This is a genomic window from Microbacterium sp. NPDC056044 (assembly GCF_042267145.1).
GTDB lineage: Bacteria > Actinomycetota > Actinomycetes > Actinomycetales > Microbacteriaceae > Microbacterium.
Genome location: NZ_JBHJWZ010000005.1, coordinates 80,712 through 99,515, shown reverse-complemented (window position 1 = coordinate 99,515; position 18,804 = coordinate 80,712). Strand labels below are relative to the sequence as shown.

Genomic DNA, 18,804 nt, shown 5'->3' with positions numbered 1-18,804 from the left:
ATCCGATCTGTGTGCGTCGTGCACGGACGGGTGGGACTGGTCAGCTGCGCAGCCGCATGGACTGCATGATGACCGCGGACATCTCCTCGACGGATTTCGTCGAAGAGTTGAGGAACGGGACGCGGTTGCGCCGGTAGAGGTCCTCGGCTCGGCGCAGTTCGAGCGTGCATTGCGCCAGACTCGAGTAGGTGGAGTTCGGTCGGCGTTCGTGCCGCACCTGGCTGAGCCGCAACGGCGTCGTGGTGAGCCCGAAGCACTTGGACGCGAAGCGGGTCACGGTACGGGGCAGCCCGTCGGACGGAAAATCGTCGTCTGTCAGCGGGTAGTTCGCGACCAGCAACCCGTACTGCAGCGCCAAGTACATCGTCGTGGGCGTCTTTCCGCACCTCGAGGGGGCGATGAGGATCACGTCGGCGATATCGAGCGCGCGTTCGCTCTGCCCGTCGTCGTGCTCGATCGCATACTCGACGGCTCGCATCCGGGCGAAGTAGTGCTCGATGTCGCCCAGCCCGTGGAACTGGCCGAGTTGCTCCGACGCGGTGCTGCCGAGCGTGGCCTCCAGCTCTCGAAGGTGTCCGCCGAGGAGGTCGATGACGACCGCGCCCGACACGTCGAACTCATGAAGAATGCTGGCGGACTTCACCGTCGCGAAGACGATGGGATCCGTGCCGTCTTCGGAGGCGGATTGGATGTCGCGGACCACGTTTCGCGCTCCGGCGACGGAGTCGACGAACGGAATGGTGTGGCGTTGAAAGTCAACTCCTGGGAAGTTCGCCAGGAGCGCGCTGCCCAGCGTCTCGGCAGTGATGCCCGTGCTGTCGGAGACGAAGTACGCGGCGCGCGTGTAAGCGGGCGCTGGAGAGCAGGGAACGTCCTGACCGGTTTCACCGCGCATGGGTCTCCACTCGTTATACCGCCGTGTTGGCGGGCCTGACTCCCCACGCTACGAAGGTTGTGGGTTCATTCCTGCTGCGATAGCAGTTAAGGAGGGCTGAATTCATCATCGTGACAACCCGCGGGCGCTGTCGCTGCCGCTGTCATCGCTCGACGGCGTCAGTACGTCGCTCGTCCGCCGCTGATGTCGTAGACGGCGCCCGTCGAGAAGCTGCACTCGTCGGAGGTCAGCCAGGAGACGAGCGCAGCGACTTCCTCGGCCTTGCCGACCCGCCCCATCGGGATCAGTGAGGTGATGTGCGCAAGAACCTCGGGCGATGTCGTCGCGTTCATCGGGGTTTCGATGACGGCTGGTGCGATCGCGTTCACGATCACACCCGTCTTGGCGAGTTCCTTGCCGAGTGACTTGGTGAGACCGATGACCGCTGCCTTCGAGGCGGAGTAAGCGCTGAGGTTGGGGTTTCCGTCCTTGCCTGCCATGCTCGCCATGCTGACGATGCGGCCCCATCCGCGTTCGACCATGCCGGGAACCACGGCACGGGTGACGTTGAACAGTCCGTTGACGTTGACGTCGAACGTGCGCTGCCACTCGTCCGGTTCGACCTCCCAGAAGGGCTTGTTCGGTCCGACGATCCCCGCGCTGTTGATGAGGATGTCGACCTGGCCGACCTCATCCGCCGCGGCGCGCACCGCCGCGGCATCGGTGATGTCGGCGCGATAGTCGGCGGCGTCTGTGATGTCGAAGGTGATGACCTCGATGCCGTCAGCGCGCAGTCGAGTCGCGCAGGCGGCCCCGAGTCCGCTTGCTCCGCCGGTGATGATGGCGCGTTTCATGTCAGAGTCCTTGTCTTGCTGTCGAGTACTTCGAGTACGTGTTGGTAGGGATGGCCGGTGGCCCGTGTCATGCCGATCTCGCAGGTGCGGTTGCAGGACACATAGGCGTCGAATGATGCCGCCTGGACTTCGGTCGACTCACGTCGGGTGGCGCTGTCGGTGAGCTCGGGGTGGAGCATCCCGCGGTCACCGGCGAATGCGCAGCACCCCCAGTCGTCCGGCACCGTCACGGTCTCGGCAACGGCGTGAGCGAGCTCGAGCAGGTGAAGGTTGGAGCCGGCTCGGGTGCTGGAACAGGTGGGGTGAACGACGATGCTCTCGAGCTGGTCGGTGACTTCCAGCTGGGGCAGGATGCGCTCGACAGTGAAGTCGACGGCGTCGACCATGCGTAGAGTCCTGTACTCCGGATGCTCTGCGATCGCGGTCTTGAGCGCGAGGACGAGCCCTTCGGAGCAGGAGGAGTTGTCGCAGACGATCGGCAGCGTGCCGCTGCGGGAGGCGTCCCACAGCGCGCGCACTGTGCGGTTCACCATGTGGTCGTAGCCCTGGCGGATACCTTTCGACTTCCACGGCGTTCCGCAGCACAGCCCGCCGGCGCCCTCCGGCGTGATCAGTCCGATCCCCGCTTTCGCCGCGAGGGACTCGAAGGCAGACGACACTCCCGGTCCGTCCGCGGCTGGACCGAACATCGTGCCTACGCATGCCTGGAAGTAGACGGCGCCGGGCGGATCCGACTGGCGAGCGCCTCGCCCCACCCCGCGGCGCGCGCCACCCTTGGGAAGGTCTGCAGACCACAACGGCAGAGCGTCGTGGCCCAGCAGACCGCGAGCGGCACGATTGGGTGCTTCGACGAGTGGCGCCGGGATGGATGCCGCGACCGTCAGCACGGCGGACGCGACGCGGGTGGTCGCGGCCCAGGCCTTTCCGGCCGTGTTCCAGACGGCGCTCTCGACCGCGCCGACGGTCTCCGCACGGAGGCGGCGGACCAGGTCGCCGGTGTTGATCAGAACCGGACATGCCGTTTGACACATCCCGTCAACCGCACAGGTGTCGACGACCTCGTACTCCTGTTCCCGCCGGAGCTCCCTCGCGAGCGCGAGGTCTCCGCGCGCGTCAGCCTCGGCGATGGCGCGTCGTACGACGATTCGCTGCCGCGGAGTCGTCGTGAGGTCTTTGCTGGGGCAGACCGGTTCGCAGTATCCGCATTCGACGCAGCGATCGACTTCGACTTCGACGGTCGGGGTCGACTTGAGGTTGCGCAGGTGGAGGTCGGCGTCCGTGGTGAGCACGGTGTCGGGGTTGAGGATGCCCGCCGGGTCGAATGCGCGCTTGATGTCCTGCATCATCGCGAACAGCACCGGGCCGTACTGTCGGGCGACGAACGGCGCCATGATCTTGCCCGTGCCGTGCTCTGCTTTCAGTGTTCCGCCCGCAGCAAGGACCAGGTCGACCATGTTCTCGGTGAAGGCGCGGTAGCGCACGACACCCGCGGGGTCGTCGAAGTCCTCGGTGATCAGGAAGTGGATGTTGCCATCCTTGGCGTGCCCGAAGATGACTGCGTCACGATAGCCGTGACTTTCGAACAGGCGCTGCAGTCCGGCGCAGGTATCGGAGAGGCGTTCGACGGGCACTGCGATGTCTTCCAGCAGCGCCGTCGTTCCTGAGGGCCGCGCCCCCGCGATCGTGGCGTAGAGCCCTTTGCGTACGTGCCACAACGCTGCGCGGGAACCCGGGTCCGCCGAGAGCGACGGAGACTCGACGAGCGCCAGCGTGGCGAACAGCTTCTCGGCTGGCACGATCAGCTCGGTGAGAGCTTGAGCGGTCGCCGCCTGATACTCGACCAGAAGCGCGCAGTGATCGACGACGTCGAACGAGGGCAGTGCGGTCGCTGATTCTGGATCGATCCGCGCGGCACGCAGCGACGCGGCATCCATCAACTCCACCGTCGCCGCGCCGGAGGCGACGATCGCTACGAGAGCGTCGGTCGCGAGGTGCAGCGTCTCGAACACGAGCAGGGTGGTCGCGGCGTGCCGGTGGAGAGGGACGGTGCGGAACGTCGCCTCGGCGACGAAGCCGAGCGTGCCCTCGCTCCCGATCATCAGGTGCGTGAGGATCTGCACGGGGGTGTCGTGATCGAGAAGGGCATTTATCCCGTAGCCCATGGTGTTCTTGATCGCGAACTGGCGCTCCACCTCATCACGCAGATCAGGTTCGTCGAGCAGCCGCGTGCGCAGCGCCAGCAGCGCATCGCACAGGGCGGGCTCCGCGCGCCGCAACCTCTCATCCGCATCGGGTGCAGCGGAGTCGATGACGGTGCCACCCGCGAGGACGATCACGGCGGATTCGAGAGTTCGGTACGTGTTCTGCGTCGTGCCGCACGCCATGCCGCTGGAGTTGTTCGCGATCACCCCGCCGATGGTGCAGGCGATCTCGCTGGCCGGGTCGGGGCCGAGCTTGCGGCCGTGGCGAACGAGTCGCGCATTCACCTGCCGGACGGTTGCCCCGGGCCCGACCCGGACACGCCGGCCCTCGTCGAGGACCTCGATCCCGCGGAAGTTCTTCCGAGTGTCGACCAGGATGTGTCCGGTCGAAGCCTGACCCGACAAGCTCGTGCCACCCGAGCGGAATGTCACGGGCTCACCCGCAGCGCTGGCGTAGGTGAGGAGCGCGGCCACTTCAGCGGCGTCGGCCGGTGTCACGACCGCACGCGGAGTCAGCAGGTAGTGGGAGGCATCCACCGCTGCCACGACCCGGTCAAAGGAACGTGTCGACACGGCGTCGTCCCGCATGAGCGCGTCGGCGATCTGTCGGCCGAGCGCGCTCTGATCGCCGACGTCGGCGCGCGACGCCGTGTCAGTGCGACTCACGGTCGACCTTCTCCCCACTTGAGCCCACGAGGAAGTCCAGATCAGCTCCGGTATCGGCCTGCATGACGTGGTCGACGTAGAGCTTCGCCCAGCCGCGCACCGGCGCGGCGTACGCCGCCACGCTCGCCACCGACTGCCTCCGGGACTGCAATTCCTCCTCGCTCACGTCGAAGCTGAGGATCCGGTTCTGCACGTCGAGCGTGACGATGTCGCCGGTGCGTATGAACGCCAGCGGCCCGCCCGCGGCCGCTTCCGGTGCCGCGTGCAGCACGACGGTGCCGTATGCGGTGCCGCTCATCCGCGCGTCGCTGATGCGGACCATGTCCCGAACGCCCTGTTCGAGCAGCTTCTTCGGCAGCGGCATGTTGCCGACCTCAGGCATACCGGGGTAGCCGCGCGGGCCGCAGCCGCGAAGCACCAGAACGGAATCGGCGGTGACGTCGAGATCTGGGTCGTCGATCCGTGCGCGCATGTCCTCGACGCTGTCGAAGACGACGGCAGGTCCGACGTGCTGGAGGAGCTCGGGAGTAGCGGCCGACGGCTTGATGATCGCACCGCGCGGTGCGAGGTTGCCACGCAGCACGGCGATGCCGGCGTCCTCCTGCAAGGGTGCGTCGCGAGGGAAGATCACGGTGTCGTCGTAGACGGGGTGATCACCGAGATAGTCCACGAGCGGCTTACCGGTCACGGTGATCGGCTGCGGATGAAACAGATCCTTGACCTGGGCGAGTAGCGCGAGCAGGCCGCCTGCCCGGAACAGGTCATCCATGAGGAACTTTCCGCTCGGCTGCAGGTTCGCCATCACCGGCACGCCGGCGCCCGCGGCATCGAAGTCTTCGAGCGTCAGGTCCAGACCGAGTCGACCGGCGATGGCCAGCAGGTGCACCACGGAGTTCGTCGAGCCACCCACCGCGGCCACCGCGATGATCGCGTTGAGGAACGCATCCTTCGTCATGATGTCGCTGGGCTTGCGGCCCTCGGCGACCATGTCGACGATCAGGCGGCCGGTCGCGTGCGACATCGAGAGGAGTCTGGCGTCCGCGGCAGGCGTGCCCGCGAAGCCCGGAATGGTCATGCCGAGGGCTTCTGCCACGACGGCCATCGTCGACGCCGTGCCCATCGTGTTGCAGTGGCCCTTGCCACGGATCATCGACTGCTCGGACTGGATGAACTGCGCCCCCGAGATGGTGCCCGCACGGGCCTCTTCACTGAGGCGCCAGACGTCCGTCCCGCAGCCCAGAGCTTCACCGCGGAAGTGTCCGGTGAGCATGGGGCCGCCGGGAACGACGATCGCGGGGATGTCGACGGATGCGGCAGCCATCAACAGCGCCGGGATGGTCTTGTCGCACCCGCCGAGAAGCACGAGACCATCGATCGGGTTGGCGCGGAACATCTCCTCCATCGCCATCGCCGCCATGTTGCGCCACAGCATCGCGGTGGGCTTGACCTGCGTCTCGCCCAGCGAGACGACGGGCAGGTTCAGAGGAACGCCGCCCGCCGCCCACACGCCCTGCTTGACGCTCTCGGCGACTTCGTTGAGATGCATGTTGCACGGGGTGAGATCCGACGCGGTGTTCGCGATGGCGATCTGCGGCTTCGTCCCGTCCAGAGCATCTTCGGGGAGGCCCCGCCGCATCCACGCCCGATGAATGTAGGAGTTGCGGTCCGAGCCCTCGTACCACTCGGCGCTGCGAAGATCGTTCACCGGTGAACCTCGTTTTCCATCATATTGAAAGATCCGCTAATATTCGGAATTATGCCATACGCCAGTCGACTTGGAGAATCTGGAGGATCGATGACATCGATCACCGCGTCCGCGGCCACGCCGCCCCGGTTCGAACTTGCCGAGGGCATCCTCTGGGATGACCGGTTCGATCTGGTTCGCTGGGTGGACATCTGGCGGGGCCAAGTGCTCTCAGGTCGGCTCGACAAGCGACTCGTCGTGGATGTCACCGCCATCGAGATCGGCCAGACGACCGGAGCCGTCGCACTGGCGGACGACGGCGGCCTCCTCGTCGCCGCCGCACGCGGGCTCGCGGTGATCGCCCCCGACGGCGCGCTGTCGTTCGGCCCTGATCTCCTCGGCCGCCGCGACGATGTTCGATTGAACGACGGCTCCGTCGACCCCCAGGGGCGGTTCGTGGTGGGTACGCTCGCCCTCGGCCCGGAGACGGGCACGGAGATACTTCTGCGCGTCTCCCCCGACGGCACGACCGAAATGCTCAGGACCGGCATCCGCCTCTCGAATGGCATCGCCTTCTCCCCCGACGGAAGCACGATCTATCACGTCGACACGCTCGCCAATACGGTGTCGAGCCACTCCTATGGGCCTGGCCCGTTCGACTCGACGGAGCCGTGGCTCACGGTCCTGGCAGATCTGCCCGCCTACCCCGACGGCCTGACCGTCGGCGCCGATGGCAGCCTCTGGGTCGCGCAGTGGGGCGGGTCCAGCGTCCGCCGCCATGCGCCCTCGGGACTCCTCCTGGATGTCGTGAACGTCTACGCGACGCAGGCGTCTTGCGCAGCGTTCGTCGGACCGAACCTGGACACCCTCGCGATCACCACCGCGCAGGAAGGTCTCGACGACTGGACGGATGCATCAGGGGCCATCTTCCTCGCCGACACCGGCGCGACCGGCCTGCCTGTCGATCGATGGCGCGGCAGTACCACCACCCCCTATTGGCACGAACAGAAAGACGCAGCCAAATGAGACTTGTCCGACTGGGATCCGCGGGTTCCGAAACTCCCGGCGTGCTCGTCGAAGACGACACGTTCGTCGACCTCTCGGATGTCGTCGACGACTTCGATGAGAAGTTCTTCGGCTCCGGCATCCTCGCCTCACTCCCCGACCTCGTCGCTCAGCGCGTCGCAGAGGGTCGGACCGAACCCGTGGGCGAACGCCGTTTCGGCGCCCCGATCGCACGACCCCACCAGATCCTCTGCATCGGTCTCAACTACAGCGACCACGCCGCCGAGACCGGTCAGGCCGTCCCCAGTGAGCCCATCCTGTTCACGAAGTCCCCGAACACGCTCATCGGGCCCAACGACGACGTCCTGGTGCCGCCGGGCTCGCAGAAGACCGACTGGGAAGTCGAACTCGGGATCGTGATCGGTACGCGCGCGTCGTACCTCGCCGACGAGACCGCGGCCGAGTCTGCGATCGCCGGCTACGTTCTCGTGAACGACGTCAGTGAACGTGGGTGGCAGCTCGAGCGAGGCGGCCAGTGGTCGAAGGGCAAGTCCGCCCCGACATTCAACCCGGCCGGCCCGTTCCTGGTCACCCCCGACGAGGTCGGTGACGTCCTCGACCTCGACATGTGGCTCGATGTCGACGGCACCCGTCGACAGAACGGGTCCACGTCGACGATGATCTTCAGCCCGGCGTTCATCGTTCACTACCTGAGCCAATTCCTCGCACTCGAGCCCGGCGATCTCATCAATACCGGGACACCTCCAGGGGTCGGAATGGGCTTGTCGCCGCAGGTCTTCCTGCACGGCGGCGAGACGATGACCCTCGGCATCACGCGCCTGGGCACGCAGACTCAGCACGTGCTCGCACACCCGGCCCCGGCGACCCGATGAGAGCCCTCGTAGTCACGTCACCGCGCCAGGCGACGGTGCAGGAGGTGCCCGATCCTGTCCCCGCGGTCGGAGAGCTTCTCGTCGACGTGGAGAGGGTCGGCATCTGCGGAACGGATGTCGAGCTGTACACCGGCGAGATGACGTACATCGACCAGGGGTACACCACGTTCCCCGTCAGGCTGGGCCACGAATGGACCGGCCGGGTGATCGCCGTCGGCGACGCGTCAGATAGCGGGTGGCTCGGCAAACGCATCACCGGCGACACCATGCTCGGCTGCGGGCGGTGCGAGTTCTGCCTCCGCGGTCAGCACCACGTCTGCCCGGACCGATTCGAGGTCGGTGTGCGGGACGGATGGGCGGGCGCTCTTGCGGAGAAGGTGCTGGTACCCACCCGCTTCGCATACGAGATCCCGGAACACGTGAGCGTCACCGCCGCCGCCCTCGTCGAGCCCGGTGGCAACTCGCTCCGGGCCGCCCGAGCCGCCGGCATCACTCCCGGCGACAGCGTCCTCGTACTCGGCTCGGGCACGATCGGTCTGCTCACCGCGCAGTTCGCTCTGGCCGCCGGTGCGCAGGTGCACGTAGGAGGCGTCCGTGAGGGATCACTCGAACTCGCTCGGGCTCTCGGCGTGCAGTACACGTGGCAGCTCAGCGAACTGGCCGAGTCTGCCGGCGACCGGTTCGATGCAGTCATCGAAGCGACCAGCAACAGGGCCATGCCCGCCCTCGCCGTTCGCCTGGCGAAGCCCGCCGGCCGGGTCGTCTACATCGGGTTGTCCGCCGCGCCGAGCCTTGTCGACACTCGCGATATCGCGCTCAAGGACATCACCGCGGTCGGCGTCCTCTCCGCCTCCCCGGGCCTTGCCGGGGCGATCGAGCACTTCGCTGACGGCTCGGTGATCCCCGACGACCTCGTGAGCGAGGTCGTCGCGTTGGAAGACGTCCCGGCCCGTCTCGAGGGTCGCCGCGGCGCAAGCGCCGGCCCCGGACCAAAAGTGCACGTCGATCCGCGTCTGCAGCCGCAATGAGCATCTCGCCAAAGGCGCTCAGCGCAAGCCCCCCACCTTCCTGATTCCATGCGCACAGCCCGATTGTGTTGTTGCCGAGGCCTCACCGAAGATCGCCAACGGGTTCACGCTCCGATTTCGAAGCAAGCCCGTTCGACTGCTCGCGCTTCCTTGACGAACAACGCTGGCGGCGCGCCTAGGTGGGTTGCTCGCCAGCTCAGTCACCCGACGACGGAATCTCAACCAGCATTCGTTCGCGAAGCTCCGCGAGATCAACTCGGATGAGCCGGCCGACGAGGTAGCCGTGCACTGTGCCGTCGGAGATCCTTCGCCGCACCGTCTTGACCGAGATGCCAAACACTTCCGCAGCGACCGCGAGCGAAACGAGCGAAGCTCCGGGAGCGTTGTGACGATTGGGAGCGGCCACCGTGTACCTCCTGGTCTGGAGTTCTTCCTGCTCTATAGGTGTCCATCGCTGTCCATCGCTGACTCGTGGGTGCGCATCTCACCGGCCCGCAATCTCGATTCGATGCGATCGCTCATGCGATCGGCCAGTTCTCGGTCGCGCGCCATGGTCGCATGCTGGTAACGCAGCACGACGCGAATATCGGAGTGGCCGCCGCGCCGCATGAGCTCGGCGAGCGTTGCTCCTTCCTGGGCGAAGATCGTCAGCCCTGTGTGCCGAAGCGCATGGAATCGGAACCTCGGCGGCAAGCTGGGGACCGCCTCGCGGCTGTCCATCCAGATGTACCCCCATCGCGTGTTCGACAGCGGCACGCTGCCCCGGATGTTCGTCGGGATCAGTGGAGCTTTCGCCTCCGGCGCCACGTGGTCACGCAAGTGAGCCCCGAGGTGATCGATCATGAGTCGCGGAACGGTCAGCGATCTCTTGCCCGCCTCGCTCTTGAGCTCACTCGAGTAGTCGCCCGTGTTCGCACTAAGCTGCCGGCGCACGTGCAGGATTGCGCTGCCGTCATCGAGCCACTCGATGTCGCGACGCTGCAGCCCGAGGCACTCAGCACGCCGCAGTTGGCACCATGCGGCCAGCAGCACCATGATGGCCCACTGCCGGGGTGTTGCTTTGTAGAGTGCCTCTACCTGATCCGGTGTCGCGACGTCCTCACCCGTTTCCGCATCGGCATCCTTGATCACCGGCTCTTGGCGCGGAAGTGACACCGTCGGTGCAGCCGAGATGATCCCGTCTCGAGCCGCCTGTCGAAGGATCATCAACAACACCGTCAACACCGGACGGGTGATGCCGTTGAACTTCGACCTCGGGTTCAAAGGCGAAGGAATGCTGTCGAGACGCATCGTCAATATGCGGATGCGCTCCGCATCGATCTCGCGGATCGGCAGGTCGCCGAACTCGGGAACCAGATAGCCGTCGACCTTACTCCTATACGAGCGGACGGTGCCGACGGCGCGATGCTTTCCATTCTTCTTCGGCTCCATGCGTATCCTCGAGATCCATCCATGGGCGTACTCGGAGAATCCAATAGACCTCGCCCTCTCCGCAGCGGCTTCTGCTCGGCGGCGTGCCGCAAGCGCCGAAGGCGGCTCCCACTCACCGCGAGCGATCTTGGTATGTACGGCTGCGAGCCACGTGCGGGCATCGGTCTTGGTGAGGAACGTCAGCGGCTTGTCATCTTCAGTTCGCGCGGTGTAGGTCTCGCCGTCCGGCGCTGGATAGCGGGCTTGCCAGCGGCCCGAGGGCAGCTTGCGAAGACTCCCCCATGCCTCCCGCCTCACTGCCGCGCTCTCGGTCGCTTTGGTGGTGCTCATTGTGCCCTCCTGCGTCCCTGAGTGGACTCACATGGACGGTCGTGCCACTCCATGCCATTGGGTGCACCTGGTGCCTGTGATGCACTCCTCATCAGGCATTTCAATCCACCGCACCCACGCTCTGTGGCACGCAGTGGCACGACGTCGGTGGCACACCGATGCCGGATTCCGCGCGGCGGACCACCTCGCTTCACGATGAAAGGTGTGCACGTGCCACCCGCGTGCCACGCCGAACGGCAACTCATGTCCATCTCTGTCCTCCTCTGTCTGTCGAGAGAAGGCACGAAAAAGACCCGGACCCGCAGAATCCTGCGGGTCCGGGCCTCTCAGCCGCCCTATGCGGGCCTGGTCTGATCTGGAACCTCTAGAAGTCCCAGTCCTCGTCTTCCGTCGCCTCGGCCTTGCCGATGACGTACGACGAGCCTGACCCCGAGAAGAAGTCGTGGTTCTCGTCGGCGTTGGGCGACAGGGCCGACAGGATCGCCGGGTTCACGTTCGTGACCGTCGAGGGGAACATCGCCTCGTAGCCCAGGTTCATGAGGGCCTTGTTGGCGTTGTAGTGCAGGAACTTCTTGACGTCCTCGGTGAGGCCGACGCCGTCGTAGAGGTCCTGCGTGTACTGAACCTCGTTGTCGTAGAGCTCGTAGAGCAGCGAGAACGTGTAGTCCTTGATCTCGTCGCGCTTGGCCTGGCTGACCGTCTCGAGTCCGCGCTGGAACTTGTAGCCGATGTAGTACCCGTGCACGGCCTCGTCACGGATGATGAGGCGGATGAGGTCGGCCGTGTTGGTGAGCTTGGCCCGGCTCGACCAGTGCATCGGGAGGTAGAACCCCGAGTAGAAGAGGAACGACTCGAGCAGGGTCGAGGCGACCTTGCGCTTGAGGGGCTCGTCGCCGCGGTAGTACTCCATGACGATCTGAGCCTTCTTCTGAAGGTTCTCGTTCTCGACCGACCAGCGGAACGCCTCGTCGATCTCCTTCGTCGAGCACAGCGTCGAGAAGATCGACGAGTACGACTTGGCGTGCACCGACTCCATGAACGCGATGTTCGTGTAGACGGCCTCCTCGTGCGGCGTGATCGCGTCGGGGATGAGCGACACCGCGCCCACCGTTCCCTGGATCGTGTCGAGGAGCGTGAGCCCCGTGAACACGCGCATCGTGAGGGTCTGCTCCTCAGGAGTGAGCGTGTTCCACGACTGGATGTCGTTCGACAGCGGCACCTTCTCGGGCAGCCAGAAGTTGTTCACGAGGCGGTTCCACACCTCGAGGTCCTTGTCGTCCTGGATGCGGTTCCAGTTGATGGCCTGGACGTGGTCCAGGAGCTGGAGCTTCTCGCTCATCTTTCCTTCTTCTCCGAAAATCCCAGGTCAGACGGTCACAGCGTGCACGAGACGCACTCGCTCATGTCCGTGCCCTCCAGCGCCATCTGGCGGAGGCGGATGTAGTAGATCGTCTTGATGCCCTTGCGCCAGGCGTAGATCTGGGCCTTGTTGATGTCGCGCGTGGTCGCGGTGTCCTTGAAGAACAGCGTGAGCGACAGACCCTGGTCGACGTGCTGCGTCGCGGCGGCGTACGTGTCGATGACCTTCTCGTAGCCGATCTCGTACGCGTCCTGGTAGTACTCCAGGTTGTCGTTCGTCATGAACGCCGCCGGGTAGTAGACGCGACCGAGCTTGCCTTCCTTGCGGATCTCGATCTTCGCCGCGATCGGGTGGATCGACGACGTCGAGTTGTTTATGTACGAGATCGAGCCGGTCGGCGGCACCGCCTGCAGGTTCTGGTTGTAGATGCCGTGCTGCTGGATCGAGGCCTTGAGCGCCCGCCAGTCGTCCTGCGTGGGGATGTGGTGGCCGGCGAACATCTCGGCGACCTTGGCCGTCGCCGGGACCCACTCCTGCTCGATGTACTTGTCGAAGAACTCGCCCGACGCGTACGTCGAGTCCTCGAACCCGTCGAAGGTCTCGCCGCGCTCGATCGCGATCTTGTTCGACGCGGTCAGCGCGTGGAACAGCACCGAGTAGAAGTAGATGTTCGTGAAGTCGACACCCTCTTCCGACCCGTAGTAGACGTGCTCGCGGGCGAGGTAGCCGTGCAGGTTCATCTGGCCGAGGCCGATCGCGTGCGAGCGGTCGTTGCCGTCCTCGATCGAGCGGACCGAGGCGATGTGGCTCTGCTGGCTGACAGCCGTGAGGGCACGGATGCTGGTGTCCACCGTCTTCGCGAGATCGCCGCCGTCCATCGCCAGGGCGATGTTCAGGGAGCCCAGGTTGCACGAGATGTCCTTGCCGATCTGGGCATAGGACAGGTCCTCGTTGTACGTGGTGGGCGTGTTGACCTGCAGGATCTCGGAGCACAGGTTCGACATGTTGATCCGGCCCTTGATCGGGTTGGCCTTGTTCACCGTGTCTTCGAACATGATGTACGGGTAGCCCGACTCGAACTGGATCTCGGCGAGGGTCTGGAAGAACTCGCGCGCGTTGATCTTCGTCTTCTTGATGCGCGGGTCATCGACCATCTCGCGGTACTTCTCGCTGACCGAGATGTCGCCGAACGGCACGCCGTAGACGCGCTCGACGTCGTACGGGGAGAACAGGTACATGTCCTCGCCGTTCTTGGCGAGCTCGAACGTGATGTCGGGGACGACGACGCCCAGCGACAGCGTCTTGATGCGGATCTTCTCGTCGGCGTTCTCGCGCTTGGTGTCGAGGAACTTCATGATGTCGGGGTGGTGGGCGTTGAGGTACACCGCACCCGCACCCTGACGCGCGCCGAGCTGGTTGGCGTACGAGAAGGAGTCTTCGAGGAGCTTCATCACGGGGATGATGCCCGAGGACTGGTTCTCGATCTGCTTGATTGGCGCACCCGCTTCGCGGATGTTCGACAGCAGCAGCGCCACGCCGCCGCCGCGCTTGGACAGCTGCAGCGACGAGTTGATGCCGCGCGAGATCGACTCCATGTTGTCTTCGATGCGCAGCAGGAAGCACGAGACGAGCTCGCCGCGCTGCGCCTTGCCGGCGTTGAGGAACGTCGGCGTCGCGGGCTGGAAGCGTCCCGAGAGGATCTCGTCGACGAGGTTGGTGGCCAGCAGCTCGTCACCGTCCGCGAGGGCGAGCGCGGTCATCACGACGCGGTCCTCGAAGCGCTCGAGGTAGCGCTTGCCGTCGAAGGTCTTGAGCGTGTAGCTCGTGTAGTACTTGAACGCGCCGAGGAACGTCTCGAAGCGGAACTTCTTGCCGTACGCGAAGTCGTTGAGCTGCTGGATGAACGCGAACGAGTACTTCTCGAGCACGGCGGGCTCGTAGTACTCCTTCTCGACCAGGTAGTCGAGGCGCTCCTTGAGCGAGTGGAAGAACACCGTGTTCTGGTTCACGTGCTGCAGGAAGTACTCCCGCGCCGCACGCTTGTCGGCGTCGAACTGGATCTTGCCGTCCGCGTCGTACAGGTTGAGCATCGCGTTCAGGGCGTGGTAGTCCATGCCCTCGAAGCGTGCCTGCGTCTTGAAGTCGGTCTCCGTCAGAGTTCCCACCAGCGTTCCAATCCCGCGCTCACGCGTTCCACATCTTCAGGCGTGCCGAATACCTCTAGCCGGTACAAGTGCGGCACGTGACACTTGCGGCTGATGATGTCGCCGGCGACGCAGAAATGCTCGCCGAAGTTGGTGTTCCCCGCGGAGATCACTCCGCGGATGAGGCCCCGGTTGCGCTCGTCGTTGAGGAACCGGATGACCTGCTTCGGAACGGCGCCCTTCTCGACGCCCCTCCCCTGGCCTCCGCCATAGGTGGGTGTCACGAGGACGTACGGCTCGTCGACCACGAGCGCCGGATCCGTCGAATGCAGCGGGATCCGGACCGCTCGAGCGCCGAGCTTCTCGATGAAGCGTGCGGTGTTGCCCGACACGCTCGAGAAGTAGACCAGCAGTGGCGCGCTCGTCGCGACGCCTGGCGCCGCGAGAGCCGACATGTCAGGCCAGACGCGAGGCGAGCTCGTCGATCTTGTCGGGACGGAAGCCCGACCAGTGGTCCTCATCGGTGATGACGACCGGCGCCTGGAGGTAGCCCAGCGCCTTGACCTGCTCGAGGGCCGCGGGGTCCTCGGAGAGGTCGTGGATTTCGTACTCGATCCCCTTGGAATCGAGTGCTCGATACGTCGCCGTGCACTGCACGCACGCGGGCTTCGTGTAAACCGTGATCGCCATGTCGATTCCGTCTCCTCAGTGCTTCCCCCGGTGGCATCCGGTGCTCTTTCCCGGTAGTCCCCCCACCGGGAGTCCAATACTACATATGGGTACCGACATTCGATAGCACCACAAGGGCTAGTAGTTACATCTGTGTGATTTTCCACCGTTCTCCCCATGTACAACACAGGTTGTCCACGGATTCATCCACAGCCGCAAGGGTCTGGAAAAGGCCAGGATCACGGGGCTTTCGAACGCCACGGCCGCATCCGTCCACAGGCGAGAAGGTAGTCAGGGGCTCCGACATCCGATTCGCCTGTGGACAACGCGTCCGGCGTGTCGCGGGCGTGTCGCGTACGCGAATGCTCCAAGGCCCTCCCGCCGCCGCGCCAAGACACCCGCGGGCGTGCCGTAACGTTGTCGGGTGGCCGGCTACCGGGAACTTCTGCGCACCCCCGGGGTGGCCCGCATCATCGCGGCTCAGCTGACCGCGCGCTTCCCCAACGGGATGATCAGCCTCGTGATCCTCCTGCACATCGAGGGGATCACCGGCTCGTACGGCGCGGCCGGTGTCGTGCTCGCCGCGGTGTCGATCGGCCAGGCTCTCGCCGGCCCGGTCACCAGCCGCTGGATGGGCCGCTGGGGCATGCGCAGGGTGCTCACCCTCACGACCGCGGTGGCCGCAGCATCCCTCACCGCCATCGCGCTGCTCGTCGCGCCGGTGCCCGTCTACATCGTCCTCGGCTTCATCGCGGGCGCCGCGACGCCGCCCATCGTCGCGGCGGTGCGCACCATCTACGCCAAGATGGTCAACTCCACGCAGCTGACCGCGCTCTACTCGCTGGACGCCTCGCTGCAGGAGTTCATCTGGATCCTCGCGCCGGTGCTCATCACCTTCGTCGCCACGCAGGCGGGCACGGTCGTCGGCCTGATGCTGGTCGTCGTGATCCTGGTGGCCGGCGGTGCCTGGTTCATCCTCTCCCCCGAGGTCGGCCGCGTGCGCATCCCGCGCAGCAAGCGCTCGTTCGGAAAGGTGCTGACCCGCCCGCCCATCCTGCTGGCGACGGTCATCGGCTTCCTCCTCATCGGCTCGTTCGCCGCCGTCGAGGCGAGCGTCGTGGCGACCTTCGACCACGGCGGACTGGAGGCGGGACTCGTGCTCGCCGTCTTCTCGATCGGCAGCCTCGCCGGCGGACTCACCTTCGGGCACCTGCCGATGGGCCGCTGGGCCACGGCGCGGCGCCTCACCGTCGTCGCGATTGGGCTCGCCCTCACTGCTCTGTGGGTCAATGTGTGGTGGATCGGCGCCACCCTCTTCGTCGCCGGCATCGGCATCGCTCCGGCGCTCGCGGTGCTCTCAGCGGTCACGACGGCGAGCGTCAAGTTCAGCGACACCGCCGAGGCGTTCGGGTGGGTCGGCACGGGCCAGCTCATCGGCGCGGCGGCGGGCTCCGCCGTCGCCGGCATCCTCATCGACGGCCCGGGCGGTGTGACGGCGGCGTACTCCGCCGCCGCGGTGTTCTGCGGGCTGGCCCTGCTCGTCGCCGTCGTGTTCGCGCGCGGCCTGCCCGACCTGCGCGTGCGCGGCGCGAGCCCGATCCCCGACACCGAGCCCGTCACGACGATCGGCTGACCCGATGTGCCACGCATAGCCGTGGCATAGCCCTCGCATAGCCGTAGCCGCTCTACTCGAGGCATGACTCCCGACGACTCCCCCGCCCGGAACGATCGAGACTGGCTCGACGCCGACGGCACCCCGATCGACGAGGACCACCGCGGCCTCGTCTACGACATCCGCACCCTCGTCGACCGGCGCCGAGCGCTCGGCATCTTCGGCGGCGTCGCGCTGACGAGCCTGCTCGCCGCCTGCGGCGCGACGGACGGGACGGATGCCTCGGCCACCCCTTCGCCCGCCGGCTCCGCCACGCCGAGCGCGACGCCGTCGGCGTCCGCGACGACCGAGGCCGAAGCATCCGTCCCCCTCGAAGAGGTACCCGAAGAGACCGCCGGCCCCTACCCGGCGGACGGGTCGAACGGCGTCGACGTGCTCGATGATTCGGGCATCGTGCGGGGCGACATCCGTTCGAGCTTCGGCTCGTCGTCGACCGTCGCCGCAGGCGTGCCGCTCACGATCGCGCTGACGGTGAGGGATGCCGCGACCGGAGCGCCGCTCGCGGGCCGCGGCGTGTATCTCTGGCACTGCGACCGCGACGGCAACTACTCGCTGTACAGCCGGGGCGTCGAGAACGAGAACTACCTGCGCGGGGTGCAGGAGACCGACGCGAACGGCACCGTCACCTTCACCTCGATCTATCCGGCGTGCTACTCGGGGCGCTGGCCGCACATCCACTTCGAGGTGTACGACGACATCGCGACGGCCGTCGCGAGCGGCCCGATCGTGAAGACGAGTCAGATCGCGCTGCCGCCCGAGACCAACGACGCCGTGTACGCGACGAGCGGGTATGCGCAGAGTGTGCGCAACGCCTCGCAGGTGTCGCTGCAGAGCGACAACGTGTTCCGCGACGACGGCGCCGTGCACCAGCTCGCCACCATGTCCGGCTCGGTGGCGGCGGGCTACACCGCGGCCCTCACGATCGGGGTGTAGCGGTCCGGCTCACGCGAGGCGGCGGAGCATCTCGAGCAGCGCGAGCGCGTAGGCATCGGCGGGCTCGGGGTGTGCGAACACGTGCCGCTCACCGCCCAGCACGATCTCGACCTCGTGGTTGTCGGGCAGCCGCCGGAGCGAACGGAAGGCCCCGCGGAGCATCTCGCGCAGCTGGTGTTCGTGCGGCAGCCACAGCGCGTCCTCGAGGGCGACGGAATCCAGCGCCCACTCGGTCGTGCCGTTGAAGGCGAGGATGCGCCCCGTCGGGTACTCGCGGGGCTCGACGGTCATCTCGCTGACGGTGAAGACGTCGGCCTCGAACTCCGGCTCGTCGAGCTGGAAGCGGTCGCCCGAGTGCGGGTGCCACACGAGGCCCGCTTCGCGCAGCGCCAGCGCCAGTTCCGTCGAGATCACGACACCATTCTGGCGCGCCCGCGCGCTCAGGCGGCGAGGGCCGGCGCCGGCGGCGCTTCACACTCTGTCATTCCCCGTCACCATGTATCACAGCGGGTGTGTAATTCACTGGTTGTCACAGTCGGTGTGGAATACAGTACGCGCATGCCCCAGAACGTCATCCGCCACGAGGGCGAGCACCTGTACGCGGCGCCGCCGAACTCCGAGGCCGGCCGTCGGCTGAGCGAGGCGCTCCTGCATCTCCGGCGCGCCGAGCGACACCAGTCCGACCGCGCGCTCCGCGAGTCGGGGCTCTCCGCCATCGACCTCACGGCGCTCCGCTATCTCGTCCAGGGCATGCGCGACGAGCGCGACCTCGGCCCGAAGGACCTCATCGTCATGCTCGACACGTCGAGCGCGACCGTCACCAATGTCGTCGAGCGTCTCGTCGCCCGTGACTACATCCGGCGTGTGCAGCACCCGAGCGACCGGCGGGCGCACTTCCTCGTCCCCACCGACGAAGGCGTGCAGCGTGTCGACGAGGCCTTCGCCGCCCACCACGAGACGATCGTCGACGTCATCGACCACCTCCCCGACGACGGGGCAGAGGTCGCCGCCGCCGTGCTGGCGAAGATCGCCGACGCCCTCGACGCCGTGCGCTGAGAAC

17 protein-coding genes are annotated in these 18,804 nt (G+C 66.2%); 6 read left to right on the top strand and 11 right to left on the bottom strand.

The features are described 5' to 3' along the window. Positions 1–40 precede the first annotated feature (40 nt). From ACFC1I_RS15355 to ACFC1I_RS15340, 4 genes are all read right to left on the bottom strand, one after another. Entirely contained in the window at positions 41–895 is an 855-nt protein-coding gene (locus ACFC1I_RS15355; protein ID WP_376011123.1) for a pyruvate, water dikinase regulatory protein, read from the bottom strand. A 158-nt stretch (positions 896–1,053) separates the two neighbouring features. Then, entirely contained in the window at positions 1,054–1,728 is a 675-nt protein-coding gene (locus ACFC1I_RS15350; protein WP_376011121.1) for an SDR family NAD(P)-dependent oxidoreductase, read from the bottom strand. Next, the gene (locus ACFC1I_RS15345; RefSeq protein ID WP_376012077.1) at positions 1,725–4,517 is read right to left on the bottom strand and encodes an FAD-binding and (Fe-S)-binding domain-containing protein; all 2,793 of its coding nucleotides are present in this window, start codon (positions 4,515–4,517) and stop codon (positions 1,725–1,727) included. The genes ACFC1I_RS15350 and ACFC1I_RS15345 overlap by 4 nt, the downstream gene beginning before the upstream one ends. Positions 4,518–4,581: 64 nt before the next feature. Continuing rightward, positions 4,582–6,300, bottom strand: coding sequence for an IlvD/Edd family dehydratase (locus ACFC1I_RS15340; protein WP_376011118.1), 1,719 nt, complete (start codon positions 6,298–6,300; stop codon positions 4,582–4,584). A 90-nt stretch (positions 6,301–6,390) separates the two neighbouring features. Here ACFC1I_RS15340 and ACFC1I_RS15335 point away from each other — a divergent pair, with 90 nt between their 5' ends. From ACFC1I_RS15335 to ACFC1I_RS15325, 3 genes are read left to right on the top strand one after another with little or no spacing between them, the layout of a single operon-like run. Further along, positions 6,391–7,305, top strand: coding sequence for an SMP-30/gluconolactonase/LRE family protein (locus ACFC1I_RS15335; protein ID WP_376011115.1), 915 nt, complete (start codon positions 6,391–6,393; stop codon positions 7,303–7,305). 41 nt (positions 7,306–7,346) lie between these two features. Further along, the gene (locus ACFC1I_RS15330) at positions 7,347–8,177 is read left to right on the top strand and encodes a fumarylacetoacetate hydrolase family protein (RefSeq protein WP_376011112.1); all 831 of its coding nucleotides are present in this window, start codon (positions 7,347–7,349) and stop codon (positions 8,175–8,177) included. Beyond that, positions 8,174–9,205 carry a zinc-binding dehydrogenase gene (locus tag ACFC1I_RS15325; RefSeq protein ID WP_376011109.1) on the top strand — a complete coding sequence of 344 codons (1,032 nt, stop codon included), beginning with the start codon at positions 8,174–8,176 and terminating at the stop codon, positions 9,203–9,205. Before ACFC1I_RS15330 ends, ACFC1I_RS15325 begins: the two co-directional genes overlap by 4 nt. A gap of 196 nt (positions 9,206–9,401) precedes the next feature. On the opposite strand, the gene ACFC1I_RS15320 is transcribed toward ACFC1I_RS15325, so the two are convergent. From ACFC1I_RS15320 to nrdH, 6 genes are all read right to left on the bottom strand, one after another. Then, positions 9,402–9,611: a helix-turn-helix domain-containing protein gene (locus tag ACFC1I_RS15320; protein ID WP_376011106.1), complete on the bottom strand. Its 210-nt coding sequence runs from the start codon at positions 9,609–9,611 to the stop codon at positions 9,402–9,404. A 32-nt stretch (positions 9,612–9,643) separates the two neighbouring features. After that, positions 9,644–10,966, bottom strand: a complete 1,323-nt coding sequence (locus ACFC1I_RS15315) for a tyrosine-type recombinase/integrase (RefSeq protein WP_376011103.1) — start codon at positions 10,964–10,966, stop codon at positions 9,644–9,646. A gap of 364 nt (positions 10,967–11,330) precedes the next feature. Continuing rightward, a complete protein-coding gene (gene nrdF / locus ACFC1I_RS15310; protein WP_376011100.1) occupies positions 11,331–12,305 on the bottom strand; it encodes a class 1b ribonucleoside-diphosphate reductase subunit beta in 975 nt (324 codons plus the stop codon). Positions 12,306–12,340: 35 nt separating this feature from the next. Further along, entirely contained in the window at positions 12,341–14,440 is a 2,100-nt protein-coding gene (gene nrdE / locus ACFC1I_RS15305) for a class 1b ribonucleoside-diphosphate reductase subunit alpha (RefSeq protein WP_376012075.1), read from the bottom strand. 38 nt (positions 14,441–14,478) lie between these two features. Further along, positions 14,479–14,925 (bottom strand): class Ib ribonucleoside-diphosphate reductase assembly flavoprotein NrdI, encoded by a 447-nt coding sequence (nrdI, locus tag ACFC1I_RS15300; protein WP_376011097.1) that lies wholly within the window; start codon positions 14,923–14,925, stop codon positions 14,479–14,481. A gap of 1 nt (position 14,926) precedes the next feature. Continuing rightward, positions 14,927–15,160 (bottom strand): glutaredoxin-like protein NrdH, encoded by a 234-nt coding sequence (gene nrdH / locus ACFC1I_RS15295; RefSeq protein WP_116196298.1) that lies wholly within the window; start codon positions 15,158–15,160, stop codon positions 14,927–14,929. 403 nt (positions 15,161–15,563) lie between these two features. On the opposite strand from nrdH, the gene ACFC1I_RS15290 reads away from it, so the two are divergent. Together ACFC1I_RS15290 and ACFC1I_RS15285 are read left to right on the top strand one after the other, a co-directional pair. After that, a complete protein-coding gene (locus ACFC1I_RS15290) occupies positions 15,564–16,772 on the top strand; it encodes an MFS transporter (RefSeq protein WP_376011093.1) in 1,209 nt (402 codons plus the stop codon). 63 nt (positions 16,773–16,835) lie between these two features. Further along, a complete protein-coding gene (locus ACFC1I_RS15285) occupies positions 16,836–17,744 on the top strand; it encodes an intradiol ring-cleavage dioxygenase (protein WP_376011090.1) in 909 nt (302 codons plus the stop codon). A gap of 9 nt (positions 17,745–17,753) precedes the next feature. On the opposite strand, the gene ACFC1I_RS15280 is transcribed toward ACFC1I_RS15285, so the two are convergent. After that, a complete protein-coding gene (locus tag ACFC1I_RS15280; RefSeq protein WP_376011087.1) occupies positions 17,754–18,158 on the bottom strand; it encodes a pilus assembly protein CpaE in 405 nt (134 codons plus the stop codon). 144 nt (positions 18,159–18,302) lie between these two features. On the opposite strand from ACFC1I_RS15280, the gene ACFC1I_RS15275 reads away from it, so the two are divergent. Then, complete coding sequence (locus ACFC1I_RS15275; protein WP_376011084.1) at positions 18,303–18,800, top strand: MarR family winged helix-turn-helix transcriptional regulator; 498 nt, start codon at positions 18,303–18,305, stop codon at positions 18,798–18,800. The last annotated feature ends 4 nt before the right edge of the window (positions 18,801–18,804 follow it).

Bases quoted from the DNA above. Each gene is read 5' to 3' on its own strand.
- ACFC1I_RS15335 (WP_376011115.1), top strand. From the start codon at position 6,391: ATGACATCGATCACCGCGTCCGCGGCCACGCCGCCCCGGTTCGAACTT.
- nrdH (WP_116196298.1), bottom strand. From the start codon at position 15,160: ATGGCGATCACGGTTTACACGAAGCCCGCGTGCGTGCAGTGCACGGCG.
- ACFC1I_RS15345 (WP_376012077.1), bottom strand. From the start codon at position 4,517: ATGCGGGACGACGCCGTGTCGACACGTTCCTTTGACCGGGTCGTGGCA.
- nrdF (WP_376011100.1), bottom strand. From the start codon at position 12,305: ATGAGCGAGAAGCTCCAGCTCCTGGACCACGTCCAGGCCATCAACTGG.
- ACFC1I_RS15350 (WP_376011121.1), bottom strand. From the start codon at position 1,728: ATGAAACGCGCCATCATCACCGGCGGAGCAAGCGGACTCGGGGCCGCC.
- ACFC1I_RS15355 (WP_376011123.1), bottom strand. From the start codon at position 895: ATGCGCGGTGAAACCGGTCAGGACGTTCCCTGCTCTCCAGCGCCCGCT.
- ACFC1I_RS15285 (WP_376011090.1), top strand. From the start codon at position 16,836: ATGACTCCCGACGACTCCCCCGCCCGGAACGATCGAGACTGGCTCGAC.
- ACFC1I_RS15315 (WP_376011103.1), bottom strand. From the start codon at position 10,966: ATGAGCACCACCAAAGCGACCGAGAGCGCGGCAGTGAGGCGGGAGGCA.
- nrdI (WP_376011097.1), bottom strand. From the start codon at position 14,925: ATGTCGGCTCTCGCGGCGCCAGGCGTCGCGACGAGCGCGCCACTGCTG.
- ACFC1I_RS15275 (WP_376011084.1), top strand. From the start codon at position 18,303: ATGCCCCAGAACGTCATCCGCCACGAGGGCGAGCACCTGTACGCGGCG.
- nrdE (WP_376012075.1), bottom strand. From the start codon at position 14,440: ATGGACTACCACGCCCTGAACGCGATGCTCAACCTGTACGACGCGGAC.
- ACFC1I_RS15325 (WP_376011109.1), top strand. From the start codon at position 8,174: ATGAGAGCCCTCGTAGTCACGTCACCGCGCCAGGCGACGGTGCAGGAG.